Annotated in this window: 25 protein-coding genes and 1 pseudogene; 7 read left to right on the top strand and 19 right to left on the bottom strand. The window is 57.9% G+C overall.

The window, feature by feature from the left end; genetic code table 11:
- Positions 1 to 2 precede the first annotated feature (2 nt).
- Positions 3 to 707, bottom strand: coding sequence for a transcriptional regulator TraR (gene traR, locus JZX88_RS22545; protein ID WP_149901664.1), 705 nt, complete (start codon positions 705 to 707; stop codon positions 3 to 5).
- A gap of 954 nt (positions 708 to 1,661) precedes the next feature.
- Here traR and JZX88_RS22540 point away from each other — a divergent pair.
- Both JZX88_RS22540 and JZX88_RS22535 read left to right on the top strand, forming a co-directional pair.
- Positions 1,662 to 2,033: a hypothetical protein gene (locus tag JZX88_RS22540; RefSeq protein ID WP_206914791.1), complete on the top strand. Its 372-nt coding sequence runs from the start codon at positions 1,662 to 1,664 to the stop codon at positions 2,031 to 2,033.
- 134 nt (positions 2,034 to 2,167) lie between these two features.
- The gene (locus tag JZX88_RS22535; RefSeq protein ID WP_371741227.1) at positions 2,168 to 3,286 is read left to right on the top strand and encodes a hypothetical protein; all 1,119 of its coding nucleotides are present in this window, start codon (positions 2,168 to 2,170) and stop codon (positions 3,284 to 3,286) included.
- Positions 3,287 to 3,545: 259 nt separating this feature from the next.
- On the opposite strand, the gene trbI is transcribed toward JZX88_RS22535, so the two are convergent.
- The 12 genes from trbI to JZX88_RS22475 are packed head-to-tail and all read right to left on the bottom strand — an operon-like array spanning position 3,546 to position 13,864.
- Positions 3,546 to 4,877 (bottom strand): IncP-type conjugal transfer protein TrbI, encoded by a 1,332-nt coding sequence (gene trbI, locus JZX88_RS22530; RefSeq protein ID WP_206914790.1) that lies wholly within the window; start codon positions 4,875 to 4,877, stop codon positions 3,546 to 3,548.
- Positions 4,878 to 4,889: 12 nt separating this feature from the next.
- Entirely contained in the window at positions 4,890 to 5,366 is a 477-nt protein-coding gene (gene trbH, locus JZX88_RS22525; protein ID WP_206914789.1) for a conjugal transfer protein TrbH, read from the bottom strand.
- A complete protein-coding gene (gene trbG / locus JZX88_RS22520; RefSeq protein WP_206914788.1) occupies positions 5,366 to 6,211 on the bottom strand; it encodes a P-type conjugative transfer protein TrbG in 846 nt (281 codons plus the stop codon). Before trbG ends, trbH begins: the two co-directional genes overlap by 1 nt.
- Before the next feature lie 17 nt (positions 6,212 to 6,228).
- Complete coding sequence (locus JZX88_RS22515; protein WP_206914787.1) at positions 6,229 to 6,891, bottom strand: conjugal transfer protein TrbF; 663 nt, start codon at positions 6,889 to 6,891, stop codon at positions 6,229 to 6,231.
- 15 nt (positions 6,892 to 6,906) lie between these two features.
- Complete coding sequence (gene trbL / locus JZX88_RS22510) at positions 6,907 to 8,103, bottom strand: P-type conjugative transfer protein TrbL (RefSeq protein WP_206914786.1); 1,197 nt, start codon at positions 8,101 to 8,103, stop codon at positions 6,907 to 6,909.
- Positions 8,097 to 8,315 carry an entry exclusion protein TrbK gene (gene trbK, locus JZX88_RS22505; protein WP_206914852.1) on the bottom strand — a complete coding sequence of 73 codons (219 nt, stop codon included), beginning with the start codon at positions 8,313 to 8,315 and terminating at the stop codon, positions 8,097 to 8,099. Before trbK ends, trbL begins: the two co-directional genes overlap by 7 nt.
- Positions 8,312 to 9,076, bottom strand: coding sequence for a P-type conjugative transfer protein TrbJ (gene trbJ, locus JZX88_RS22500; RefSeq protein ID WP_371741239.1), 765 nt, complete (start codon positions 9,074 to 9,076; stop codon positions 8,312 to 8,314). The genes trbK and trbJ overlap by 4 nt, the downstream gene beginning before the upstream one ends.
- A 16-nt stretch (positions 9,077 to 9,092) precedes the next feature.
- The gene (locus JZX88_RS22495; RefSeq protein ID WP_206914784.1) at positions 9,093 to 11,561 is read right to left on the bottom strand and encodes a conjugal transfer protein TrbE; all 2,469 of its coding nucleotides are present in this window, start codon (positions 11,559 to 11,561) and stop codon (positions 9,093 to 9,095) included.
- A gap of 10 nt (positions 11,562 to 11,571) precedes the next feature.
- Positions 11,572 to 11,871, bottom strand: coding sequence for a conjugal transfer protein TrbD (locus JZX88_RS22490; protein WP_206914783.1), 300 nt, complete (start codon positions 11,869 to 11,871; stop codon positions 11,572 to 11,574).
- Entirely contained in the window at positions 11,864 to 12,268 is a 405-nt protein-coding gene (trbC, locus tag JZX88_RS22485) for a conjugal transfer pilin TrbC (RefSeq protein ID WP_206914782.1), read from the bottom strand. The genes JZX88_RS22490 and trbC overlap by 8 nt, the downstream gene beginning before the upstream one ends.
- Positions 12,258 to 13,229, bottom strand: coding sequence for a P-type conjugative transfer ATPase TrbB (gene trbB / locus JZX88_RS22480; RefSeq protein WP_206914781.1), 972 nt, complete (start codon positions 13,227 to 13,229; stop codon positions 12,258 to 12,260). The genes trbC and trbB overlap by 11 nt, the downstream gene beginning before the upstream one ends.
- Positions 13,226 to 13,864 carry an acyl-homoserine-lactone synthase gene (locus tag JZX88_RS22475; RefSeq protein WP_206914780.1) on the bottom strand — a complete coding sequence of 213 codons (639 nt, stop codon included), beginning with the start codon at positions 13,862 to 13,864 and terminating at the stop codon, positions 13,226 to 13,228. Before JZX88_RS22475 ends, trbB begins: the two co-directional genes overlap by 4 nt.
- Before the next feature lie 372 nt (positions 13,865 to 14,236).
- On the opposite strand from JZX88_RS22475, the gene repA reads away from it, so the two are divergent.
- The 3 genes from repA (at position 14,237) to repC (ending at position 17,921) form a co-directional block, all read left to right on the top strand.
- Entirely contained in the window at positions 14,237 to 15,439 is a 1,203-nt protein-coding gene (repA, locus tag JZX88_RS22470) for a plasmid partitioning protein RepA (RefSeq protein ID WP_371741238.1), read from the top strand.
- Between the two features lie 103 nt (positions 15,440 to 15,542).
- On the top strand, positions 15,543 to 16,541 hold the full coding sequence (gene repB, locus JZX88_RS22465) for a plasmid partitioning protein RepB (RefSeq protein ID WP_128287323.1): 999 nt from the start codon (positions 15,543 to 15,545) through the stop codon (positions 16,539 to 16,541).
- Positions 16,542 to 16,709: 168 nt separating this feature from the next.
- Positions 16,710 to 17,921, top strand: a complete 1,212-nt coding sequence (gene repC / locus JZX88_RS22460; RefSeq protein ID WP_206914779.1) for a plasmid replication protein RepC — start codon at positions 16,710 to 16,712, stop codon at positions 17,919 to 17,921.
- A gap of 148 nt (positions 17,922 to 18,069) precedes the next feature.
- Here repC and JZX88_RS22455 read toward each other — a convergent pair whose 3' ends face one another.
- Positions 18,070 to 18,843 carry a DUF3800 domain-containing protein gene (locus JZX88_RS22455; protein WP_206914778.1) on the bottom strand — a complete coding sequence of 258 codons (774 nt, stop codon included), beginning with the start codon at positions 18,841 to 18,843 and terminating at the stop codon, positions 18,070 to 18,072.
- Between the two features lie 84 nt (positions 18,844 to 18,927).
- On the opposite strand from JZX88_RS22455, the gene JZX88_RS22450 reads away from it, so the two are divergent.
- Entirely contained in the window at positions 18,928 to 19,962 is a 1,035-nt protein-coding gene (locus JZX88_RS22450) for a hypothetical protein (protein WP_246753523.1), read from the top strand.
- Positions 19,963 to 20,131: 169 nt separating this feature from the next.
- Here JZX88_RS22450 and JZX88_RS22445 read toward each other — a convergent pair whose 3' ends face one another.
- The gene (locus JZX88_RS22445; RefSeq protein WP_206914776.1) at positions 20,132 to 21,826 is read right to left on the bottom strand and encodes a hypothetical protein; all 1,695 of its coding nucleotides are present in this window, start codon (positions 21,824 to 21,826) and stop codon (positions 20,132 to 20,134) included.
- Positions 21,827 to 22,188: 362 nt separating this feature from the next.
- On the opposite strand from JZX88_RS22445, the gene JZX88_RS22440 reads away from it, so the two are divergent.
- Positions 22,189 to 23,385 (top strand): hypothetical protein, encoded by a 1,197-nt coding sequence (locus JZX88_RS22440; RefSeq protein ID WP_128287318.1) that lies wholly within the window; start codon positions 22,189 to 22,191, stop codon positions 23,383 to 23,385.
- 94 nt (positions 23,386 to 23,479) lie between these two features.
- Here JZX88_RS22440 and JZX88_RS22435 read toward each other — a convergent pair.
- The 4 genes and pseudogenes from JZX88_RS22435 to JZX88_RS22420 form a co-directional block, all read right to left on the bottom strand.
- A pseudogene (locus JZX88_RS22435) lies at positions 23,480 to 24,445 on the bottom strand (site-specific integrase); the annotation flags it as partial.
- A gap of 131 nt (positions 24,446 to 24,576) precedes the next feature.
- Complete coding sequence (locus JZX88_RS22430; RefSeq protein ID WP_206914774.1) at positions 24,577 to 25,221, bottom strand: hypothetical protein; 645 nt, start codon at positions 25,219 to 25,221, stop codon at positions 24,577 to 24,579.
- Positions 25,222 to 25,258: 37 nt separating this feature from the next.
- The gene (locus JZX88_RS22425) at positions 25,259 to 25,681 is read right to left on the bottom strand and encodes a type II toxin-antitoxin system VapC family toxin (protein ID WP_206914773.1); all 423 of its coding nucleotides are present in this window, start codon (positions 25,679 to 25,681) and stop codon (positions 25,259 to 25,261) included.
- A complete protein-coding gene (locus JZX88_RS22420; RefSeq protein ID WP_206914772.1) occupies positions 25,678 to 25,944 on the bottom strand; it encodes a type II toxin-antitoxin system prevent-host-death family antitoxin in 267 nt (88 codons plus the stop codon). Before JZX88_RS22420 ends, JZX88_RS22425 begins: the two co-directional genes overlap by 4 nt.
- Positions 25,945 to 26,027 lie beyond the last annotated feature (83 nt).

Below are 26,027 nucleotides of genomic sequence, written 5' to 3'. Positions count from 1 at the left end.
TCCTAAATCAGCTTCCTTCGGATCGCTACTGCGGCGAGATGAGTGGTGGTGTGAACATTGAAGCGTTTTTTCGCCTCGGCCAGCTTCACACGTACGCTGTTGTATTTTACGCCCTCCAGGTCAGCGACCTCTTCCATGGTCTTACCGACGGCCATCCAGCGTAGATAGATCGCTTCCTTGGGATCAAGCCTTGTCGTTTCTTCGACACTTGGCTTCATGTCTAGAAACAACACACGGGCATGGAGTTGCGCTACAGCGGCTGCCGCCGCAATGGGGTCGATTTCCCGCTGCAGTTCAATAGTTGGCGCCTGCGAAGCCAGCGTAAACATTGATATAGAACCATTCGCAGTCCTCACCGGAATAGTAACACCGGACCGGATTCCAAAATCGGCTGCTTGCGAGAAGAACGAACGCTCAGCTTTTGAGAGCCTTTGCGTGTCCTGCTCACCACTCCATGTGAAGATACGTTGAACCGATTTCGCGCGTTTGACGACGGGGTCGAGGGCAGCATATTTCCGCTCGAAGTAGATTGAGCACCAGTCTTGGTGATAATTTGAAGCAGCGAAGATGTGGCCAGCTTCGATGTGGAGAAAGGCGTAGCCAGAGTAACCGCTCTGTTCTGAGATAGCCGCAAGTGCGTCCTTAAAGCTACTCTCGTCGAATGGAATTGCGGCGAGGTCTGTCAGCTTATCGAGCCAATGCTGCATTCAACGCTCCACGGAAAAGGGACGCGGGCTTGATTGCGCTTTCGCGCAAATGCCGGCGGGACGTCGGGTTTGCGGTTCGAGCAAACCTCCCTTGCGTTCACTTTGTTACTGTCTACCAAGGCGCTAACCTGGCATCCCAGGCGACACACCTTTTCTTTGCAGCCTACGGTTTTATATCCGAGGGCGGCGGACGCATGGTCGCGTTGTTGGATTTACCAGCGTTGGCGAGTCCAGACGTAGGGTTTCCTCATCGTCGAACACCACTTTTCAGGATATGATTTTCCTGATGGTGAAAATATACCCGCAAAAATTGCAAAACCGCACCCCCCGGTGAGCTATTGAATAAGCGAACACTTCACTAATACAAGTATCGTTAATCAAGCTGTGGTTGTGTTCTTTTTTGTCTGGAAATATTGCGAAATATTGCGACGACAAAGTGATCAGGTGAAATACCCGCCAAATCTCTCTCACTTCTCAGCCGGTACGACGCGGGGCTCGCGCACCGGCGTCCTAATCACATAGTACACGGTGATGGAGGCGCGGGGCTAAGGCGCATGGGGTCGCGCTCGTCGCGTACGCTTCATGCAGTAAGCCTGGTCTCCGGAAGGTTAGCCTGTACGACCGCGCCGAGACCAAGGTGCCCGTCGGCGGGCAAGGTATTGATGACGTTTGACCATCGGCCAGGCGGACTGTGTGGCTCGAACAACGCCACTGGCAGAGGCTATGGCAAACACCCGCCACACTTGGTCGCTTTCACGCAAAGCCTCAAACGGCTGTGGTCGGCCTAGAGAGGCAAATCATTGCCGGCAACGTAACTGGCAAAGGTGCGCCCTAAGCGTCCCCCGGGCTGGGATCGACCTGCCGCGCGCCCGCAACAAATCACAACACAAAAGAACAACATCTGACATCGAACGGACTATTCAGGAAGGTAGTCGACTAGAGAAGGAAATACCTATGAAGCATGCTCGCCCCGCCGCCACAGTGAGGTTGCAAGTCCTGGTCTGCCTGTCCAATCAGAGGGCGCTTGTGCTTGTGAGCCAAGCGCTCACTCGAGAGGGCTTTGCCGTTACGACCACAAGCACTCTGAGGGAGCTGGAGGATGCAATGCGGTTTGATGGCTTTTGCGCGATTGTTACAGTGACAGAAGCAATCGAGCCCATTCGCCATATCTCGGCGTTGCCGCTCGTTAACATCCGGGAGTTCATTCGAGAGTGGACGGATGAGGAAACGGGCCAGCGCACCTGTTTGTTCGACCGGGCGGCATTCGTGGAACAGATCTCGGTCGCCGCCGCGAACATACCGTCTCTTTTGCCGAGCGGCGTGTAATTTCTCTATTGCGAAAGGGTATCCCGATGCCCGGGACCATACCATCAAGGCCTGTCACGCGACGTGTCGTCCTGCACTTTCCCGGCTTCGAGCCGCTGAACGCGCGCAAGCATAGGGCGCGGTACGAACGATCAGTGCTGAAGACGTCAAAGCTCTGGAACTTCACAGCGGATGTCAGTGCGCTGAATTGTAACAAGGGCGGACTGTATTTCGACGTCGACAGCGAAGGTGAAGCTTGGCGAACGTCGACACGGATTCATATTTTCGACCACAACGATTTGGTAGAGAGGCTCACCAAGAGGCCGTTTGCCAGACGTTTGTTGAACGGTTACCTGAGCGCCGCCCGCGTCGTTGTGGAGGGTGGAGCCTTGGGCTATTTCAGGCACGCCTGGCGCTTCGGCCTCTTCTTTGTCTTTCCGTTCCTGCTGGTCGGACTGGTTATGACAGCAAGCCTGGCAATCGCCTCATGCCCATACTGGCTAGGCATGGATTTGTGGCACTATCCTCTTGCCATGGCCTTGGCTCATTTCTTCTTCTTCACCGTGTTCCTTCCATGGTCAGATCGACTTCACACTTTGCATTTGTTTTCTGATTGGGAGATGGCAGTCGCTATCGCCCGTCTCGACCAGCACTATTTGCTTGATTGGTTGGAGGACTGCGCAGCATCGGCGAGGACGGCGCTTGCCGAGGAAGCTGATGAATACGTTATTAGTTCCCACAGCATGGGCTCCAATGTCGCCGTGCATGTCGTCGGCATGCTGCTGGCCAGGGAGCCGGAATTAGTGAACGGGAAGCGTGTCGTCTTTGTCACCCTTGGAGGAGCGGTACTGCAATGTGCTCTACTGCGATCCGCGAGGGTGTTACGGGATCGTGTAGGCGTAGTCGCGCGTAAGAAGGAGATATTCTGGCTGGATGTTCAGTGCCTAACGGATGCGATCAACTTCTACAAAGCACCAGTGGTGGCGCTTTCGGGGCATCCAATTGCCCCTCAGGCGCGCATTGTATTCATTCGAATAAAGCACATGCTCTTTCCGGATCGCTATCGGAGAATTCGACGGGACTTTCTGCGCGTACACCGCCAGTATGTTCTCGATGCTGACCGGCCTGCCCCATTCGATTTCTCTCTTATGACCTCCGGTCCTTTTTCGGCAGCCTCGTTTGCGCACTTTACCCGGGACAGTCTTCCGGAGTTTGACGGGCGACCGCTATCTGTATCAACAACGTCGAATACCATAGGGTGCCCGTCGGCATAGGTTCGCTTCACATGCACGACACGAGGCCGGATGCATGAAAGATCGACTGGCCGGGAGCAATCGTGCTCCGTTCACAAAAGAGGATGTGCAAGGGCCATGGTTCTCGGCCTGCTCGGGGGTGTATTCGTAGTGTCGTTTTCCGTATGGAGCAGCCATTAGGCCGCATCGTCGTCCCCCGCCCGTCGACTCGTTGCTCATGCTAAATGTGAAGGCCCCCCTTTTCAGCACGAAGTACGTTGAAGCTGCGGTTGACTGTGAATTACGGAGCCACGAAGCCTGCTGTGTAAATGCCCGGGAAAACGATGTCTTGATCGACAAGGATATTGAACTTGTATCCCGGACGGATCTCTAGCGTTGGCTGGACATCCATGTTGCGCTGGATCGTTCGGTCGGCCACGCGCCCAAAGGTCTCGGCGAAATTCCTTCTGGCCGCGTCCGACGCTGTGTCCTGCGTGGATAGATTTGAACTCTCTGGAACAGCCATATCGATCCCAGTCCCGATCATCGCAACGAGGATCGCTGAGCCGAAAGTCTGCAGCCACTTCCGATCGATCTTGTCACGGAAACCGCTGTAGCCTTGCGCATCGGTTCCGGCCATCCCTCCGATCTGAAGCGTCGAGCCGTTTGGGAAAGTTATGTCTGTCCAGACCACCAGAACACGGCTTTGGCCGAACGAGACCTTACTGTCGTACCGGCCGAAAAGCTTCGTTCCCTGAGGGATTAGGAGGCGATGTCCTGTTGCTGAATCATAGACGTTCTGGCTCACTTGTGCGGTGATGCGACCGGGAAGGTCGGAATTGATGCCGGTTATCAGTGTCGCGGGAATGACTGATCCACGTTTGAGTTCGTATGGGGACTGCTGCGGCACAACACGGTTGGGCAGATAGCCGAGGTCTTTGAGATCTGCGTTGAAAAAATCCTCCTTGGATTTTTGGCCATTCGGATCAAGATTCTGTCCACCGAGGCCTGCACGAAGCGCCGCTGCGTAAAGGTCGGATGCGCCAGCTGTGGACGCCGTGGAGCTTCCGTTCGTGGTTCGGGCTGGAGTGTCCGACGTATCCGTTTCGCGGACCCCAAATTTGCCTCGGTCGATAGCGATCGGAGAGTCATAGGCGGCGTCATTGGCTTGGAGCCGGGCCATTCTTTGACGCTGGCGCTCGCGGAGAACCTGCTCTTCTTGCTCGCGTGCTAACCGAGCGCGCCAGACCTGTTCGGCCTCCAGATCATCGGTCGGCCGTACCTCTTCCCTTTGACCGGGCTGGGGTGTGAACGGATTGACGGAGCGCTTCTCCTCCGTCATTTCAACAGGCGTCGGTTGCAATGTCGTCACCTGCTGCGGCTCTCCGATGATGCCGTCCGACACGCCCCGCTTGATTTGGTCGGCGAAGGTCGAGGCCGGATTGCCGGAGCTTGTGTCCGGCCCTGTGTCCCCCCGGAAATACAGTCCGCGTGAGGTCAGGCCATAAAAGATGACGGCGAGGAAGGCGACAACCAGAACCACCATAATAATAACCGGCAGGCGGTTGATCCGGCGCATATCAGAGCCGGCCTCCTCGTTCGACGTGCCACCGAGCTTGAGCGATTGAACCATGACCGCCCTCCCCTAACCACGCTTCATGACAGAGAGCGCACTCACCGGTTTCGCGCCTGTCGTGGTGACAGTATAGGCGCGGCCGAGTTCGACACTGTTGGTCGACAGGCGCGCCAGCACTTCTCCCTCGAACGGAATGACGACATAGGCGAGCGGCACAGGGCGCGCAGCAGCATCGGTCTTCTGGTCGGTCACGACGGCATAGCCCCAACCTCTCACGGCCGCTTCCAGCGCTTGCCCGAAGGGAGAACTGTCCTGCTTCAGCGAAACTGTCGCGGATCCGGGACCGATCTGCTCGGCGAGGCGGCTCACCATGTCCCCGGCTATCGCACTCGCCGCAGGCGCAGAGATATCAGCTGGCGCATCACTGGTGGCCAGGCCATCCGTTCCGAGCGATTGACATCCGGAAAGGAGAAGCGCGAGAGCGCAGGCGGTAGTTAGGTTGCGGCGCGGCGGCGAACGGCGCGAGTGGGTCGGGAAGCCTCGCATCACCGCCCTCCCCGCCGGATTGTCACCTTCTCCTGTTTCCAGCCGACGCCCGAGACGAGGACCGCACGGTCGACCTGATAATCGACCACCATCATTTCTCCCTTCATCCGGTAGTTGACGACGCGGTTCTGACCGCCGGAGACGACAAAGAGGACTGGAGCGTCCTGCCCGGACATCGAGCGCGGGAATTGGATGTAGGTCTTCTGCCCGTCACTATAGACCCGCGTCGGCCGCCAGCTGGCGCGGCCGGAGACCGAATAGCTGAAATTGAGTTGCTCAGCCGGGATCCCGGCACCCGGGATGGTACTGGCCTCCATCCGGGCGTTGACATCTGCCAGTTTGGCCGACACGTCCTCCGGATACTCGAAGCCAACGCGTGCCATGTACTGGGTCTGATGCGATTTGAGCTGGATGTGATAGGTGCGTCGCGACGTTGTCACGACCATAGATGTAACGAGGTTCGGTTCTGACGGCTTGACGATCAGGTGAATCGCCTGCCCGCCTGCCGCGCCCGACGTCGCGGGCTCGACCTTCCAGCGCACGGTGTCGCCGACGAGCACGTCACGGACGACCTCACCGCCTTGAAGCTCGATGTCGCAAACCTGCAAGGGCGAGCATACCACGGACGGTTGGACCTCGCCGTAGAGAAAGATGACTTTCCCATCAGGTCCTTTCGTCACAAGACCGCGTTTGCCGCGCCACTGGCCGGAGATACCCATGCCCTTCGCCTCGTTGGCGGTGACGCTGCTCGCACGTGCGTCCGGGAGCAATCCTGGGCTCGCGGCGATGCCTGCGGCAATAGTGAGGATCAGCGCGGGCCTGTTCGTTCTGGTTCTGATAATCATATGAGGGCTCATGCCTTTCAAAGCTGCGCGGTCCATTCGAGATCCCGGAGATAGAGACCAATCGGGTTCAGTCTGATGATACCCTCGTCCTGTGGCGGGGTGAGCGTCACGGTTGCGATACCGCGAAAGCGGCGCACGGCGGTCTCCTTGCCACGGCGATCGCGCTCAAACTCCGTCCAGTCGATCTGGTAGGACTGGTTCGACAGCGCCACGATGTTGTTGACCTCGATGGCGACGGTGGCGTTCCGTGCTTTCTCGAAGGGTGAGGATGAGCGGAACCAGGCGTTGACCTTCTCGGTCGCGGGATCCGAAGTCCGGAGCAGCGCATAGGTCCGATCAATATATTGCTTTTGCACGACCGCGTCCGGCGTCACCGACCGGAAGTTGGAGACGAAGCTCCCAAGCGTGGCGCGCACCACTCGCGGATCGGCATATTCGATCTGCTGCGGATATCCCGCGCTTGAGGCCGTGCCGAGCTTGTCCACCTCCACGATGTATGGCACCAGCTTGATCTGCGTGCTCTGGAAGAGCGCGTAGGAAAAGCCGATCACCGCCATGGTCATCCCGGTGACGCCGACCAGGCGCCATGCAGCCGCCGACTTCACATAGGAGCCGTAGCGCTCGTTCCATTCCGTTCTCGCAGCGATATAGGGATTGTCGGGCGGGATGCGTCCAGCCATTTGCGGGTCAGCCTTTTACTTGTTTTCGTTGATGGGTGGGGCCGGGGAAGGCGTCGAAGGCCTGCCGGATTGCCGGGTCTGGTCGAGCTTGGAATTGGCGAGGCCGAGTAACGAGCCTGCATAAGCTCCTGGAGAGGCTATCGACTTTTCCTTCGCGGCTGAGGCTGCGGCCCACCCGGCATTGCCGATCCCCGACGCCATGCCGCGCAGGGCTGCTCCCGCCATCGAAGAGCCTCCTGCCCTCGCGGAACTTGCTGACTGCGCGCCCTTCATGGCTGCACTTGCGCCGAGGAACGCTCCCCCTGCGGCGAAGGTTGCAGCCTGACCGCCGTGGCGGATCGCCTCCATACCGCCAGCGATCGATGCGCCCTGCACCACGCCTTGGATGATCGGCGGCACATACATGGCGATGATGAAGACAACGACCGAGATGCCGGCGATGGCGATCGTCGTGATAAACTGGTCGGAGGTCGCCGTCGGCGCTTCCGCCAGCCCGATAAGGATGTCGGAGCCGATCTTGGCAATCATGACCAGCGCCATCAGTTTCATGCCGACGGAGAAGGCATAGATGAGATAGCGGATCGCGAAATCTTTCGTGTACGAGCTTCCGCCCAGGCCAAGCATGATCATGCCGGCGAGCAAGCCAACATACATCTCAACCATGACAGCGACGAAGATCGCTGCCACGAGAGAGAACGCGACGACGACCACGATCATCGCAAAGACCGCGGCGATAGCCAGCGCATTGTCCTCCCACAGTCCAAACTTCGCCTGTTCAGCCATCTTCGACGCAACGCGAATGCCGGCGTCAAAGATGTTGGCGGGAGAAGCCGAACCGCCGCCGGCGCCGATCGCGTACAGGCTATCGACGACGGCCTTGGCGAGCGCCGGCCCGCGATCGAGAATGAAGGCGAAGAGGCCGATGAACATGATCCGGCGCACAAGCTCGGCGAACCAGGCGTCGAGGCTCGCCGCATTGATCGCCAGCCACACGGCGGCGATACCGATCTCGATACCGGCGAGGATCCAGAACAGAGAGCGAGCGGCATTCATGATTGTCGTCTCCCAGCCTTTGGCGGCGGTGACGACCTGGTTCTCAAGCGTGGTCAGCACGGACCCTTGCTGGGCGAAAGCTGGCGCGGTGGCCATGACCACGATTGCGATGACGATGAAGGCGATTTCGAGCTTGTGGGAGGGACGGACGACTACCATCGTGGCTTCATCTCCTGTCCACCGTGCACGTCCCCATCCGGATCGCCGCCGAAAAAGCGCTCCCGATGCTCGCGCTGCGCCGCATCCGAGCCCGACGTCCCCGTCGATGTCTCAGTCGTGGCGCCCGGCTGGACGAGCACCCAGACGATCATGCCGCTTCCGAAGGCGACCGCACCCGCCACGCCGAGGGCGATGAGGATACGCGCACTCACCATCGTGGCTCCATCGTCTGGCCACCGCGGATGTCATTGGTGGGTGCGTTGAAGAATTTCTCGCGCCGGGCCTGGGCGAGATCCTTCTGTGCCTGTTCCGACTGGAACCATGTCCCCATCATCGTCATCTGCTGGGAGACGAGCCCGCGTAACTTCTGCATCTGCGCCACCTGCTGGGTGGCGATCTGATGCCCGACCTGTAGGGCCTTCATCTGGCCGTCGGCGCTCTCTGATATCGAGCGCAGCGAGGACATGGTGGATTCCTCGCTGGAGAACTGCTCGGCCGTCAGGTTTGCCGCCTTCAGCGTGCCGGCGATGGTATCGCGATTGGTGTCGGACCAGTTCTGATAGGTCGACGAAAAGCTCGTGCCATCAGGCAGATTGCTCTTCATGTCGGCAAAACTCTGGAAGCGCTGCTTCAGGACGTCGTCGATGTTGCCCATCGAAAATGCGACGCCCTGTCCCTGCTCAACGATGGTCTGGAGCTTGTTGAGGTCGTTCTCGACCTGACCCCATATATGGTTCGGCAGCTGCGCGGTGTTCTGCAACAGGTTCTTGTAGATGTTGATCTGGTTCTGGATTTGCTCTGCAAGCTGGCTGATCTGGGTGATCTGATTGTTCACCTGCTCGGCCGACTTGCCGACGAGACTGATGAGCTCCGCATTGTTGGCGATCTGCGTCCACTCTGTGGCCTGGCCTGTCACACCACCGGCATAGGCGGGAAACGGTAGAGCGACCGGGATCACGATGGCCGTGATCATGGCGGCGCGCGCCGCTTCAAGCGGGTGGGAAAAGTGTATCGGCATAGGCGATCCCCCTTTGCTGGAGCCAGTGCTGGGGCCAATCTGCCCCGTGTTCGGAATGAAGCGCGCGGATGCGCTTCAGATCCTCCTTGCCGGAGGCGCCGACAAAGGAGAGCGCAACAGGCCCGAGCGACATGTCGAAGAGCCTGCGGCCCTCCGGCGAGGCGACGTAGTATTCGCGCTTCGGCGTGGCCGTCGCGACGATCTCGATCTGACGCTCGTTGAAGCCGATGCGTTCATAGAACTCCCGCGTACCTGGTTCTCGAGCCGCGCCGTTGGGCAGGCAAATCTTGGTTGGGCAGGACTCGTTGAGCACGTCGATGATACCGGAGCGCTCTGCGTCGGATATCGACTGCGTGGCGAGCACGACCGCGCAATTCGCCTTGCGCAGGACCTTCAGCCATTCCCTGATCTTGTCGCGGAACGTCGGATGGCCCAGCATCAGCCAGGCTTCGTCGAGGACGATGAGGCTGGGCGCGCCCGTCAGCCGCTTCTCCACACGCCGGAACATGTAGAGCAGGACCGGGACAAGATTACGCTCGCCCAAGTTCATCAGCTCCTCGACCTCGAAGCACTGGAAGGCGCTGAGCGCCAGTCCGTCCTCTTCAGCATCGAGTAACTGACCCATCGGCCCGTCGACGGTATAATGGTGCAAAGCATCCTTGATCTCACGCATCTGCACGCCGGAGACGAAGTCCGAAAGCGAGCGGCCGCGCGATTCCGCCATCAGTGCCAGCTGCCTGGAGATGGCGTTGCGATAGTCGGGCGTGACAGTGACGCCCTGCAGGGCGACGAGCGTCTCGATCCACTCGGCCGCCCAGGCGCGGTCGCCGTCTGTCGAAAGCTGTGCGAGCGGGCAGAAGGCCAGCTGCGGCGAGCCCCCCTCCCCTCCTTTAGGCGCCTCCCCGCCGATCTCGTAGTGATCACCGCCGCAGGCGAGCGTCAGCGGCAGCATCGATCGACCCTTGTCAAAGGCAAAAATCTGCGCAGCCGTATAGCGTCGGAACTGTGCGGCGATCAAAGACAATAATGTCGATTTGCCGGAGCCTGTCGGGCCGAAAACGAGTGTGTGGCCTAAATCATCCACATGCAGGTTCAGCCGGAACGGTGTCGAGCCGCTGGCCACCTGCATCAGCGGCGGCGATCCCGGCGGATAGAACGGGCAAGGTGCGATGGGGCTCCCCGACCAGACCGAGTTCAGCGGGATGAGGTCAGCGAGATTGCGGGTGTTGATCAGCGGCTCGCGGATGTTGGCGTATGACACGCCCGGCAAGCTGCCGAGGAAAGCGTCGGTCGCGTTGAGCGTCTCGATCCGGGCACCGAACCCTTCGGCCTGGATGAGACGGCGGATCGCCTCGCACTTTTCCTGAAGCCGTGGTTGCTGCTCATCAAACAGGACGATGACCGGCGTGTAGTATCCATAGGCGACGAGTTGCGATGACGCTTCGGCGATAGCGTCTTCGGTCTCGGCCACCATCATCATGGCGTCCTGATCAAGCGATCGCGATTGGGTCTGGAATAGCTGGTCGAAAAAAGGCCTGACCTTCTGCTGCCACTTCTTGCGCGTGCGCTCGAGTTTTGCCCGCGCTTCCTCCGCGTCCAGGAAGACGAAACGCGACGACCATCGATAGGTCAGCGGCATCAGATCGAGCGCGTTGAGGATGCCGGGCCAGCTTTCCGCCGGCAAGCCATCGATCGCGACGACGCCAAGAAAGCGATTCTCGATGAGCGGCGTCAGCCCGTGCTGGAGTTCCGCCGTCACCAGCCAGTCGAGATACATGGGGATATCAGGCAGGCGAACCGGATGGTTCTCGCCGGTGACGCAGAAGCGAATGAACTGGAAAAGCTCGTCATATCGGGCGATGCGGAAGCCGCCGCGCTCCGACGTCTCGCGCGTCATCATCCGGCGTATCGATACGACATTGGCGAGGTACTGTTCGACCTCGCGGATCGAGGTGAGGAAGCTGTCCAGCGCCTTGTCGGCATAGGTAGCGGACCGGCTGGCGGGGTCTGAATAGATATAGCGCGTCATGCCTGAGCGCCGCGGTTCCGGCGGCCGCCAGGTCAGGATCAGCGCATGCCGGCTTTCGAAATGCCCTCTTTCCTTCTGAAAATGTGCCCGCCGTTCCGCATCGATCGCGCGGGTGACAAGATCGGGGAAATGGCAGTCGGCTTCAGCCGGGTAGTCACCGGTCGGCACTCGCACGGCCTCGACCTGGATCATCCAACCGGAACCGAGCCGCGACAGGATGGCATTGATCTGTCGCGACACCTCGTTGCGCTCGGCGTCGGTCGAGCTTTCGCTGTCAGGGCCAGCAAAATACCAGCCGGCCATCAGCGAGCCGTCCTTCAGCAGGATGACGCCGTTGTCGACCAGACCAGCGTAGGGCACGAGATCGGCGAAGGATGGCCCGGAATGACGGAAGGATTTGAGGGCAACCATCTTGGCCCTTTCAGAACTTGCGCCACGGCGACGATGTCGCGCGGTAGAATGTCTTGTAGGAGATGTGGCGGACATAAACGCGCCGCATCAGCGGATCGGCCTTCGCCATCATGCGAAGGGCCGCGACCGCGACCAGCCAGATCCCGATCCCGAACAAAGCCGCGTACCAGGTCAGCACCACGAATATGAGGATGATGGCAGCAAGCGCTGTCAGCAACACAAGTTCGCGATCGGCACCCATCAACAGGTTTGGGCGCGACAAGGCGCGATGAACCCGCGACCGTACGAGAGAGGAACCAGCCTCAGCCATGAGCCCGCTCCCCTCTTTTGACGGAAGCCAGCGATGAGCGAACACTGGTCTGATCTATCTGTGAATGTACCTCGCCGATCGAGGCACCGGTTGCACCGAACAGGGCAACGATCTGCGTGGCGCCGAGCAGCACGCCACCGACCAGCGCGACGTAGCAAAGCCGTCGGGCAAAGTCGTTTAGCTCCCCGCCGAAGATCAGCATCGCACCGGCGATGGCGACGGCCGCAAGCGCGATGAAGCCAGCGACAGGACCGGTGATCGACTGCTGGATCTGCTGCAGTGGGGATTCCCAGGGAAGGCTGCCGCCACCGGAAGATGCCAGTGCCCCATCCAGGGAGCCGAGCGAGACGAGGGCCAGTGCTGTGACTGTGAGAATAAGATGGGTCTTACGCGACATGGCTGTCCTCGTCGATCTGGGCGTAATGTTCGGTCTGGTAGTGATTGTTGCGGTATCCTTCGATATGGATGACCTCGCGGACCCGCCTCCCCTTCCCCGTGCGTTCGATGGAGACGACGAGATCGACGGCTTCGCCGATCACCTCCTGCATCGGTTGCTGACTTGCTTCGGCCGTCAGCTGCTCAAGCCGACGCAGCGCCGACATGGCGGTGTTGGAATGGATCGTGGTCACACCGCCGGGATGGCCGGTGTTCCACGCTTTCAGCAGCGTTAGGGCCGCGCCGTCACGAACCTCGCCGACGATGATGCGGTCGGGACGCAGGCGCATCGTGCTTTTGAGGAGGCGGGCCATGTCGACCGTATCGCTGGTATGCAGTGAGACAGCGTTCTTGGCGGCGCATTGGAGCTCAGTGGTGTCTTCGAGAATGACCATGCGATCGTCCGGAGCGGCCGCGACGATCTCGCCAATGATCGCATTGGCGAGCGTCGTCTTGCCGGAGCCCGTCCCGCCTGAGATGACAATGTTCATGCGGGAATCGATCGCGCTGCGGATGGCGGACGCTTGGGCTTCGGTCATCACTCTGGACTTCACATAATCGTCGAGAGGTATGAGGCGCGACGCCCTCCGCCGGATTGTAAATGCCGGCCCGGATACGACCGGTGGCAACAGGCCCTCGAACCTGTGTCCTCCGATAGGAAGTTCGCCGGAGATGATAGGCCGCTCATCGTCAGCCTCTGACTGCAGGGCATGGGCAACACTGCCGATCACGACTTCGGCCGCGGCAGGCGTCATTGCGCCGGCTGGTGCTACACCATGACCGAGCCGCTCGATAAACAGTCGACCGTCGGGATTGAGCATGATCTCGACGACTGTCGCGTCATCAAGGGCGACGCAAAGCTGGTCGCCGAGCGCGTCCTGGAGTTTGCGGACAAGGCGCGGATGGGAGCGAAGCTGGGTCACGCGGCACTCCTGAACGGGCGGCCGTTACCATCGGCGATGATCGAACGGTATCCCGGAGGGCAGACCCGGTCGAAACTCGTTCGGTCGGCGGGCAAATGTCCGGCGACGGCGACGGTGTTGCCGATCGCGACGGCTTCGCCCAGTCGCGTCATCGGCCAACCGGCGCGCTTCAGGATGCGCTCGAAGCGAAGATCGGTTGCCGTGACGATTTCGTCGTAGCCGTTTGCCATCGACCATTCGATGATGCCGGCGAACATAGTGAGCGTCGCGAGATGCAGTTGGCCCCCTGCCCTCCTCGTCGGCAATGTCGTGTCGACGCAGAAGCGTGAGCTTTCGACCATTGCCGTGGTGGCGCTGAGAGAGCCGGCTGCCAGCAATTGCGGGAACGTCCTCTCCAGCATGGTCGGGCCTGATGCGGGTAAAAGCCGCGCGCAGCCGACCACCCTCTGCCCACTGAGCGTCGCGAGAATGTAGGTCGGGCTGAGGTCGTCGTACTGATCCCGTTCGCCGCCCTCCTCGATTGCGACATCCCACTCCAGACGATTTCTGAACACCTCGGCGCGAAGCCGGTGCATTTGCTTCAGGTAGTGGATCTGATGTTCATATTGGCCGGGCGAGACGGTCAGAATCAGCATGTTGATCTCCGCAACAACAAACGATGCGGAGAGAAAACATCTCGTTCAGCGTGTGGCTATGTGCAGATCTGCACTCGGTGATTCTCCTGAGTCGGGTGTTCAACGAGCGATTTTCGAGCCCAATCGCTATCTGGCACCGTTGATTTCATGTGCAAATCTGCACCTACAGCCTTTTTGCTTTTTGGTAATGTCGTGGGCTAAACGATTACGATTCAACGATGAATCAGTCGTGGTCCAAAATCTGGATCAAATGCGTTAACTCCTTGTTAACCTTATTTCTCTTGCGGCGAGGTGGGAATCGTGCGCTATCTTGAGACGGCAATAGCGCGTCTGACGCCATTAAACCGTCTTGAACTTGAGGCTACAGTGAACGTGATCGATAGACACTTCAACAGAGCAGCTACGTCTGCACATATCACGCAGCGCGCAGAAGCGCTTTCTGCGCGACTTCGTGCAGTTGGAGAGCGAGCGTTTCCTCCAACGGCGCAGAAGTCGCTTCGCTCGTTCACGTCAGGCGAGGTCGCAGAGATCGTTGGAGTATCGGACGGTTACCTCCGTCAACTGTCATTGGACGGGCTTGGCCCTTCACCCGATATCGGGACTGGTGGGCGGCGCTCCTATACCCTTGAGCAGATTAATGGATTGCGACAGTATTTGGCGGAAGCGCGCCCGAAGGAAGCAGCGCGCTTCTGGCCCCGCCGAAAAGACGGCGACAAACTCCAGATCATCACCGTTGCCAACTTCAAGGGCGGATCGGCGAAAACGACGACATCCCTTTATCTTGCGCAGGGATTGGCGCTTCAGGGATACAGGGTTCTCGCAATAGATCTCGATCCCCAGGCCTCGTTGTCCGCAATGTTCGGATATCAGCCTGAATTTGACGTTGCCGAGAACACCACCATCTACGGCGCGATTAGATATGATGACCAGCGCGTGGCGATGAGGGATGTGATCCGTCCAACCTATTTCACCGGGATCAGCATCGTTCCCGGCAATCTCGAGCTAATGGAGTTCGAGCATCAGACGCCGCGCTTCATGATTCAGAACCGTGGGCGGCCAGAGGACCTGTTCTTCAGGCGCGTTGCCAGCGCAATCCAGCAAGTTGAAGACGACTACGATATCGTTGTTGTGGACTGCCCTCCGCAGTTGGGCTTCCTGACGATGGGCGCCCTCAATGCGGCGACAGGAATGATTGTAACCGTCCACCCACAGATGGTGGACGTGGCGTCGATGAGCCAGTTCCTCCTTATGACGTCCGATCTTGTCTCGGTTATCGAAGAAGCGGGCGGGCGGCTTGACTATGATTTCTTGAGGTTTCTGGTTACGCGTCATGATCCTCGTGATGTTCCGGAACAGGAGATCGTTGGCTTACTTCGCGATGTCTTCGGCAGCGATGTCATGGCTGCCGCAGCATGGAAGTCGACCGCGATAGCGAATGCCGGTTTGACGAAGCAATCACTTTACGAATTGTCGCGCGGGGCGGTGGGTAGAACCACCTATGATCGCGCGATGGAATCCATCAATGCCGTCAACCATGAAGCAGTCGGCCTCATTAACGAAGTGTGGGGCAGATGATCATGCTTCTCACTCAATGGAATCAAGCGTTTAACTTGTTGTCAGCTGACGACACCTCGTTAATCCTGCGAGACGAGAAACGTTCTGATCCGGGAGACTATAGATGAGCAAGCGCACCCAATCCGTTCGCAATCTTTTTGCCGCAGGTCCCGACGTTGCACCGACCGCAGAGTCGCGCCAACCGATGCAGCGGGTGGCTTCAGGCGCAGTTCGGTCGCTTAAGGATACATTTTCAGAGGTCGAACGCGACTACGAAGAACTAAAGCAAAGAGTAGCTGACGGGGCGCTGCCGCTGGACCTCGATCCGACACTTGTGGACCCCTCCCCTTTTGCTGACCGGTTTGCCGATCAGGATGTCACTGCCGTCGAGGCACTTAAGGCCTCTTTCCTGGAGCATGGCCAGGAAATTCCAATCCTGGTACGCGCACATCCATCCGAGCCAGGTCGATACCAGATCGCCTATGGGCACCGTCGAGTAAGAGCTGCGAAAGAGCTCGCTGTCCCGGTGAAGGCTTATGTGCGAGATCTCAGCGACGATCGTCTTGTCGTTGCACAGGGCATTGAAAATTCCGCGAGAGAAGATCTTACTTTCATCGAACGGGCGGCTTTTTCCCTGAAGCTCGAAGAAGGTGGCTTTCAAAGGTCGCTTATTCAAACAGCTCTAAGTGTCGATCGGCAAGAAGCTTCAAAGCTCATCATTGTGGCGCGGGCGATACCGGGCTGGCTGGTTGAGGTAATCGGTCGAGCACCAAAAATCGGCCGGCCGCGGTGGCAGGAACTTGCCGACCTGCTGAAAGACGAGGGCTCGGAAAACAAAGCGCGCAAGGCCACTGAGGATAAGTCGTTCGCTCACAAGTCTTCGGATGACAGGTTTATTGCGGTCGTTCGAGCTATCAAGGCCATCGATAAACCTGCCAAGATGACAGCCGATGCGCTGGTTGCAAAGTCCACTGACGGTGTCGAGATTGCCAAGATGGCGATCTCCGGAAAGGTTTGCAAAATTCAGATTAACAGAGATCGTGACGAGGCATTTGCCAAATTCGTGATGGACCAGATCCCTAGTCTATACGCGAACTTCAGGCACTCGGAATCCGAAAGCTAGAAAAGGACGTAACAGCAAAAGAAAAAGGCCCCCAAACGACGCCGTCGTGGAAGCCTCTCTCATTGGTCTCAGCAACCTGAGAATCGCATTTCCATGAATCCCAGTCAAGAGTCTTTGGCACCGTTTTGGTGAGTGGATTTCTTTTGCCGATCGAAAGGTGAGAGAAAAATGCAAAGTGGAAGTGTAACGACGCCATTTGGGCGGCGGCCGATGACGCTTGCGTTAGTCAAGGCCCAGTTCGAAGTAGCAGATATCCGCGAAGGAAAATCTGTCGACAAATGGAAAGTGTACCGTGATGCGTGTGATGCGCGCTCGCTCCTCGGGTTGCGTGATCGTGCGCTTGCCGTTCTCAACGCGCTTCTGTCTTTTTATCCAGAGACCGAACTTAGTGAAGATGAGAATCTCATTGTCTTTCCGTCCAACGCTCAACTGATCGCCCGTGCAAACGGGATTGCAGGAACAACCCTGCGAGAGAACCTGGCTGTGCTGGTGGATGCGGGGCTGATCAACCGCAACGACAGTCCCAACGGCAAGCGTTACGTGAGGCGCACCAAGGACGGCGCCGTGCAAACAGCGTACGGCTTCAGTCTCGCTCCCTTACTTGCCAAATCAGACGAGCTTGCTCTCATGGCGCAGCAAGTGACTGAAGATGCGAGACGACTGAAGGTCATCAAGGAACGGACGACGATCGCTCGCAGGGACGTTCGCAAACTCATTACAGCGGCTATAGAAGATGGCGCTCCTGGCGATTGGCAGATGATGGAGTCGATGTATGTCGCTGCAGTGGCAAAGCTCCGGTACGCTAAATTGACGGCTGACTTCGAAGCAATCCTCGACGAGATAGCGCTCTTGCGCGAAGGAGTACTCAATGTGTTGGAATGCCACGTTTTTTCTACAGAATCCGACACCAATGGTGACGAAATCCGTCAGCACATACAGAATTCAAATACCGAATCTATAACTGAACTTGAACCTCGCTCTGAAAAAGAGCAGGGTGAAACGGCGATGCAAAATCTTAGCCGTCAGGCCGAAACGCTTAAAGCATTCCCAATTGGATTGGTTATGCGAGCGTGCCCGGAGATAGCGTCCTATGGCCCGGGAGGTGAGATCCGAAATTGGAAGGACCTTATGTCGGCCGCCGTGGTTGTCCGCTCGGCTTTGGGAGTGAGTGCGTCGGCCTATCAGGATGCTTGCGAGGCGATGGGGGCCGAAAACGCTGCAGTTGCCATGGCAGCGATACTCGAGCGAGCGGGCCACATCAATTCGGCTGGCGGATATCTCCGTGACCTAACGTCACGAACGCGTCGCGGCGAGTTTTCGCTTGGACCGATGCTTATGGCCCTGCTGAAGGCGAACTCCGGCGGAGCGATGCGAGCCTAACCACCCTCGGATTGTACCAAGCGCCAGACTTTGGCGGCTGGTACCCAATGTAGTCAGCTGACGACAAACTAACTCGTTGATTTTAAAGCAACTGCCTGACGGGGCTTATCGAATTTGAGGGAAAGGGCATGGGATCGCCAAACAGGATCTAATTGGCGCCGCTATGCAGCAGGTTTAACGATCTGGTGACCTTCTCGGAGGCTTTTCTCATATCGTCGTCCGTCCATATCTTCAGCGAGGAGGGCATCGACAGGGCCTGAGCCAACATCAATGCTTCAGCGGTCTGTGAGCGATCTACCTGACGATGAGCGTTGAGCGCGTCTCTTCTCAAAAGCCATGCAAGCATCTCCGCCGCTTGCAGACCGGGACAGTTGTCGTCCGACATAAACCTGGGTGTGGCAACGGTGAGGCCCGGGAAATCCTTGGCGGCAAGGCGAGAGAACTCCTGCATTCCACTAAGGACACTTGCGATCGACTCGCCGCCTTGTTCGTCGAAGATTATCTCAAGTTCTTTGTCAAAGCGTCGTTTGAACATGTGTTGGTGGATTTGCGTAAGCAACACGTTGAACGCCATGTTGTAAGCCCGAAGTGAGGGTAAGTCGGGAAACTGCTTTGGCGCGAACCAGTGCTCATGACTTTCAAACGGTATAGAGACAGTAAAGGCATGCTCCACATGATTGGCTATGCAATCGATCAGCTGCACGAAAACACTGCCTCGGACGAGGGGGCTCTTGACCCCAGAGGAATAACCTAACCGCCATACATCCACGGCATGAAAACTGGTCATCCCGTGCTTGGCCAAAATCGCATTCCAGCCGATATTAAAGACCTGCCACTTCTCCTTTGAGGCAAGATATCCTGCAAGAACAAGAACGGGTGACTGATCGGATTTTCCGCTGTCGTCGATGAAAATCTGGATCATGGTGTTTCCGAATGGTTCAGTCCCTTGCGGGAACGATGAAGGGAGTGAAGATTGATGTGATTACTTCTCGCGATGGATATCAGAATGCCTCTTCTGTTTTGCAATATATCTTGGATGAAACATTACGCTGGACGAGATCCGAAGGATCCACCCAAGGGTGGAGGCGGCTTTCCGCGAAAGCAGGGCTATTGCGGGGAGGAGCTCAACTTCGTTCCTTGTGACGACGGATGCGTTTACGGGCACTTCGAAACAATCAAAGGCGAAATCGACCGCAAGGTCGCCATCGAGAAATTGGGAGTGAGCCGGACGGATGACTACGTAGACGACGTCGACATAGTCTGGACTGCCCCTGTAGAGGGCAACGACCCGCGATGCGTCATTGGCTGGTATCGACACGCCCGCCTTTATCGCAAGCGGCAGTTCTTCAACGGGGTCTACCCCTCCGAGCAGCACCAGCGAGACGAGATGGACAATTTTCGATGCAGGACACGTATCGAGAACGCGTACTTACTCGACCCGAAAGACAGGGCGAGTTCACTGATGCTCGAGCGTGGACCGGGGTGGAGCGGGCAAGCAAGTTGGTGGTACGCAGATGATACGCAAGACCCTGAAGCCAGACGCTTTGTTCGGTCAATCCGAAAGCTTCTCGACGGGCGGCAGCAGACACCGGCGCACAACCCGAACAAACGCAAAGGCAAAAAGAGGGCAGGGGCTGCGACGGCAGACGGCTACCGGCGCTACGTGAAAGCGCACGAGGCCGTTATCAGTCCACGGCATAACGACCTGCACAAGAGGTTCGAGTCTTACCTTCGCAAAGGTCACCCGTCCGTAACTTTCCCACCAACGTTTTGCGACGATCTGCGTTACGACGACGGGAAGGGCGGTGTCGTCATGGTGGAGATCAAACCGACCGAAGCAGCTACGGTAAGGTACGCAATCCGAACAGCAATGGGCCAGCTGTTGGACTATCAACAACACCAGCAATGGACGGGTAGAAAACTGATCGTTGTCGAGACCCCGGTAACCGGGGCCGACGATCGCGCTTTGGCTTTAGGAAACGGGTTCGGTTTGGCGTGGCCAGAGGAAGACATCGGATTTCAGGTCATTTGGCCAACGTAAATCTCAAAGTTCTCCGCTATTAGCCACTCAAGTCACTCAATAGACAACGCTCCTCTGCTTCGGGTTGCTACCCCGTGGGGAGAGATCGCCCAGCTGCGTCGCCCTGGCCACCTCGGCCGGGTGATGTGTTGACGCGAAACGGCAGGCCGCGGACCCGCCTGCCGCGGGTTTAGCGGCGCAACAACGCGGCCCGGATGCGGCCGATCTCGGGTTCGTCGAGATCGAGAAGCGGGATGGTGATCTTCGTTCCGAAAACGTCGAGCGTTTCTTCCCGCCAGGATTTGAAGCTTCTACCGGCAATATTGCTCATCGTCTTCATTGCGCGGTCCGGGAGGGTCGCAAGATCAAAGGCGTCCTCGGCCGAGACATCGTTCACGATGCCCTGTAGCAGTTGCAGATTGAGAGCGCCGCGCCCCTGCATCGCCTCCCAAGCACGCACGGTTCCAAAGGAGGAGCGTGACAGGACCGCCGACGACCATCGAACATTCTCGGCATCGACCTTGAAAGTCGCGCGAATCATTTCATCCTTTTCGGCCGGCGCAAGTTTCTCGAACGCCTCCAATTGCTCGACGGCTTTCAGTGTATTGGTTTCCAGCTGCCGCGTCATACGGGCGCCATTTGCAGGAATTGCTGCTTTTGCTTGGACCTGAACGGCAGAGTTGGTCTTGGGGCAATAACCGACGATATCGATTTCGCGACCGGCCCAGACCACGTTGGTCTTAATTTCGACGCCGGGCAGGGCTTCGAATATGGGACGAGCGTGCACCAGCAAAGAGGGTTCTAGCTCGCCGGACACCAGCTCGTCGAACTGCTTTCGGTCAACCTGATTGAGGACGTAGAGGATGTTGCGCTCCGGCGTCATGAGCTGCAGCGCGCGCGGCGACAGCAGAAACGAGTCGCCAAGGACCTGGATCGGCGCGAGATACCCCTCGCCTGAGATCGTCGCTCCCGCCACCGCGGGCTCCTGAAAGTATCGGAGGATCTTGTCCACCCGGTCGCGCGGCACTCCGGCAATTTGGTCGGTCACCCCGAGCACCATTTTAGAGACGTGAAGCGGCGCTAGCCATTCTAGGCACTCCTTGGCAAAATAGGTATGCCGCTCACTTTTATCCTGCATGGCACCGGCCTCTGCGGCATTCGCCATGCCGAGACACCATGTCCCATAAGCCATCAGTGCCGCCCGGACGCGTTTAAACTCCTCATGGGTAAAGCCGAGTACGCGCTCATAGGCTTCGGCACCGATAAAGATGTCTTCATGGACATTCTTCAAGTGGAAATTATAGGCGTCCCGTAGGGCGCTGATGAAATCGCCATCTAAACGCGGCCACGTCTCGATCATGCGCAGATAAGGTGCCGGATCGAACGGGAAGTGTTTCTCCAAGGCAGTCAGGGCGAGCTCGCTGGCGATCACGTCTAAAGCTTCATAGTGTGCAGCGTCCTCATTTGGGTAAGACAACCGGAAGCCATCCGCCGTCTGCTCGATCCTAAAGGCGCCACGATGGGCAAACGGCATCAGCTCGCAAAAATGTGCGTAGATCAGGGCTTGCCTGATCTCCGCGTGCATTTCGGGTGTTACGACGTCCAACGCGTTTTGGAGGTCACGGCCAAGTTCTGCAGTAGCCGTACTCAAATATGGACGCCAATATGTTAGACGTGCCAGCATGGTAGCACCTTTCTCCCCATCCGGCTTGTGATCTGCCTTGAACCGCCCGCCGCTAAAAGCGACGTCGGCGCCGAGGATCACACTCGAGTAAATCGATCGAATGGGCAGTCCCCATATCGAGAGAGCCCCCATCAACTTATCGGCTTCGGCCTCGAAGGAGGTCAGCGCTTGGTATGCGGCTTTTTGTAGGTTTTGGGGCATTGCGGCAATCTCGGTTTCGGCCCTGGTGGGATCTGCAGTTGCCGTGATCTATGGCGTCGCCCGAACCCGTTGGCAACCATGACCGGGGGAACGATTGGACGTTGGCGCGGTGAAGCCATGGTTGCGTGAAAAAGGTGTGATCAAGAGGCGGGTGCTCAATACATCTCTGGGAATTGACCTCGACGGAACGAACGATCCGCCGTTCCCCAAACTTGCCTTGGCCGATCTTCAATCCGCACAACGCATGGGGCGACAGTGTAGCGCTGCGCAAGGTGAGATGGGCAGGCAAAAGACCCGAGGAGATTAGTGCCGCTGGGACCGGTTAACCAAATTCGGTATCGGTTTATTTGCAGAGGCGTGACATGACCACCGCTACAACGATCGGGGGGAAGAAGGTGCCTAAAAGCAAGAACGAAATGTATGGATTTGAGAAAGGGCCGAGTGCGCTCACGAAACGCCTTGAACGTCTTTCGACACTGGGCAGGAGCTTTCCTGGTACTGCTGGGATAGAGTTTGGTGCATACGATCGATGCAACCAATATCTGCTCAAGGACTTACTGGCCGATCCTCGAGATTACGAACCATCCGGAAATGCCTATTCGGACCTGGAAGAATTTTCGCACAGACCCTGGGCATTTTTCGGACTATCGACTGGTCTCCTTTATTCGGGAATTGCCAGCGGCATGCGGCATTTGATGACGCGCTACGCGAATGCTACCGAGCCGGATATCAATGCGCAGATTTGCAGCACGGTAGCTTCCCACGTCCTTCAACTTCGATGGGCGGTCGAAGAAGACGATGTGGCTTTCGAGTCCAGTGCGAGTGCGTTTTGCGCCTCAACTGGGAGGCGGGAAAAGTTGCTGGGCGCTGATTTCGGTCTCATCGCTCACGCAGTGATTGGCGAACGAAATCGATATGTCGTCGCTCTCATTCAAGGAAAGAAGATGACGACGTCCGGCGGCACAGCTCGCGTCGATCGCCCCGACGATGACCACCTACAACTTGACCGCATCACGTCAAGCGGCATGGGTCACTATCTCTTCTATCACACTGATGACGGTGGCGATGGGCATCCCTATGTGCCCTGCACGATACGCCCTGCGGACGAGATTTGGGACGAAGTAGCGCTAAACCGTCCCGTAGATGAGCGACTAAGCAAATTCAGCGTAGGCACATTCGGCCGCAATCTTCATAAGGACCTGTACGGCGTCGACTTCGGCGCCGGAACGGCCGTCGACTTTGCACTATTTGCGGCAAATCTCCCAACAGCCTTGAGCGGAGCCGCCGTGAGAGTTTTTTCTGACCCTGAGGCGGCGGTGAAGACCTTGCTTCAACAGTACGAAGTCGCTGACATTTTGAACGTCACCACGAACGATGGTCCCGGTTTTGAAAACCTATTGGAAGCGAACAAGAAGGCGCGGCTCCAGGTGAAGGACGAGAAGTTCTTCAAGATCCAAGCTGAAACTCTGCGACATATGAAGTCGACCAAGCAGCCGAAAACTAGCCCGGCTGAACGTGACAATACGGAGTCCAAGCCAAAGGGTAGAGGTGGGCGATAGGGAGGTTTCTCGGGCCTGCGGCACAAGGGCTTGCCGATCTAAGCCGGTTTGAAGGCGAACTTCATATATATGCCGGCCCCAAGTTCGGCTCGGTTTAGACTAACCTCGCCGCCCGCCCGCTTCGTCGAGTCGCATTGTTGTAGTAGCTCGAGGCCTGCTGCACTGACCGGTGGCGTGATTGCTCCATCGCTTCGGGAAGAGGGATGCCGCGATTGGCAGCCTCGGTTAAATAGCCAGATCGCAATCCGTGCGCCGAGAACTCCCCCGCATCCAGCCCCGCCATTTCCGCCCGCTGCTTAAGGATGGCATTGACCGACTGCGGATCGATCGCCCGCCGCGAAACCGTGCCCCATCGCCCGATCGCTCGAAACACGCTTCCCTTATCGATCTTGGCGGCCGTCATCCAGGCGTTGAGCGCCTCCACCGGTCGGCCTGTGAGATAGACGACATCGTCTTCTTCGCCGGAGGTGGTTTTGGTGCGCCCCAGATGAATGGCAAGAGAGGGGAGGGGAGGGCCATCCGGCACGTCTATCGGTGTCTCGACGGTCAACTGTTCCACACGAAGCCCGGCGATCTCGCTACGCCGACGGCCGCCGGACGCAAAGGCGACCATCAGCATCGCCCGGTCACGCAGGTCGCGCAGGCTGTCGGTGGCGCAGGTCGCCAGCAGCTTTGCCAGCACGTCACCGGTGACCGCCTTGGCGCTCTTGCGAAGACGTTGTCTTGGCGCGGCTCGGATCGCCAGCCGAATGGCTGATTTGAGGGCAGTGGAGGCGAAAACACCTTCCAGGCCGCGCCATTTGGTCAACGTCGACCAGTTCGCCAGCCGACGGCGTACCGTTGATGGCGCGTGTGGACCGACGGTTTTGAGGAAACCCTGGCTTCGAAGGTTGTCGTCGACGTCGGCCGGCATGCCGTGATCGGCATCGGTCTCCCGCCGCTGCGGGTCCCAGAGGTGTTGGGCGACGAATTTCAGCAGCAGCGCCTCGGGCGCCGGCCAGGGCAGCGATCGTCCGGTCGCCGCCATCCCCCAGGCTTCGAGATAGGCGAGATCCGATGTGGCTTTTAGCTCCCGATTTCAATTGAATCGCTAAGCAAAAAACTCTGCCTTCAGTTTTGAGCTTGTGGTTTCAACAGAGTGTAGGGGAGGGGGACCTATCCGGTTGATATGACTATTGGTGCGCCAGTAATTTACCACCGAGGATCCGGCCATTCCGCATTTTCCCATGCAGCGAATTCTGCCGGGGAGATAAGGTTCTTCTCGCCGTTCTTCAATCGCATAGAGTAGAAGCTGTCATACATCGGATCGAAACTAGAAAGGAGCTGCGCAAAGCCGGACTTCCGTTGGGTCTTTGTCCATGAACAGAAGATCCCTGCGCGGCTATTTATCATGTCGAAGACCTGAGCTTGTGCCGGATCAACGCGCTGCCAGAGACCGATGATGCGCTCAGCCTGTGCACCAAAATCCTCTCGCAGCGCATCTTCAATGACGGCCTCCAAGGCGTAGGTGATCGCTTGGGTCTTGGCCGTATGGCTGAGGAACGCGAGGGATTGCCTCAACAGCCTCTGTTGCAGCAGAAGAACTGGCCAGAGGATCTGGACACCGTATCGAACACCAACTTCTTCAAAATGCTTTGGCGGCGGGATAACTTCACGTTGCCGCTCAAGGGCTTTGCGCACATCGTAGGCCAGGCCCAGAAACGAGCCTTCCTTGTCGATAATAACCGGCGAGCGATCATTCACCTCGTGGACGACTTGGTGCAACCAGGTAAGAGACGTGTGGTCTCCGACGAGCAGGATGCCAGCGTGGTTTTTGAGCAAGGTGTATGAAAGCATGCAGACTAATCCTTTCCGTCGACGAACATGGGGTTGATCAAGCCGCCCATGGGTTGATGATATCGATCCCGAAGCCTTCGAAATCCTTGGTGTTGCGCGTCGCAAGCGTCAACTGATGAGCAACGGCTGTGGCGGCAATCAGACCGTCCATCGAGGCAAGCCCTCGACCGCTACGCTTGGCAAGCGCCATGAGGTTGCCGCAAGCAAAAGCGACAGGCGCCTCCACTGGAATAATCCTATTTTCGAAGCGTTGAGGCAGATCATACGTGAGCCATTCGGCGAGGGCGTCGCGCTTTCTCCCACTATCCATCAAAGCGACACCGCGGCGAATTTCAGCGATCGATATGATGCTGATGAATGTGCGGTCCTCATCTAGCCCGTGGAGCCATTTAAGAACACCTTCATCGGGCCAAGGTTTGGTAACTTCTGACAGCACATTCGTATCGAGAAGTAATCTCATAACGACAAGTCACGCGGCTCGTCGTGTTGCCGCTCGATCTCCAGATCGGCACCACGCAGAGGGGATGCCAGCAGAAACTCCGCTAGCGAACCCCTGCGTGCGGTCTTCTTCTGCCATTCTTCTGCGGAAACAACCACGACGCTAGGCTTTCCATTGCGGGTAATCGTCTGAGGCACCAATTGCGCGCGCTCCATGACTTCTGAAAGCTTTGCCTTCGCGCCTGCGACCGTCCAGCTCATATCGTCGTGCGTTGATTTTTGCATCGCTTCACCCATAACCAAAATGACTATAGTGACTATAATGCGCTAGCGGGTTTTCTGCAAGCGCTTGAACGGCAGGGGAGGGG

The sequence above is a fragment of the Agrobacterium sp. OT33 genome (assembly GCF_017313365.1).
Classification (GTDB): domain Bacteria; phylum Pseudomonadota; class Alphaproteobacteria; order Rhizobiales; family Rhizobiaceae; genus Agrobacterium; species Agrobacterium rhizogenes_A.
This window is presented reverse-complemented; position numbering and strand designations above follow the sequence as displayed.